This is a genomic window from Bittarella massiliensis (ex Durand et al. 2017), assembly GCF_017566145.1.
Lineage (GTDB): Bacteria > Bacillota > Clostridia > Oscillospirales > Ruminococcaceae > Bittarella > Bittarella massiliensis_A.
Window position 1 is genome coordinate 1 of sequence record NZ_JABFCL010000178.1, and the last position, 225, is coordinate 225.

General features: G+C 53.8%; 1 protein-coding gene. It reads left to right on the top strand.

Annotated features, from left to right (window positions below):
* Positions 1–225: AAA family ATPase (locus HJY11_RS13950; protein WP_208076497.1), on the top strand; the 225-nt coding region annotated here is incomplete at both ends.

Below are 225 nucleotides of genomic sequence, written 5' to 3' on the forward strand. Positions count from 1 at the left end.
GGAATGCCGGATGACTCCTCTGCCAGCATCCACTTTGAGCGCAATGCCCAGAATCCGCTGGAGGCGGATGTTGTTATTATTGACGAGATGTCCATGGTGGACATTTTTCTTATGCACGCACTGCTCTCGGCCATAACGCCGGGCACCCGGCTGATTCTGGTCGGGGATGTGAACCAGCTTCCAAGTGTAGGGCCCGGAAGTGTACTCAAAGATATCATCCGTTCT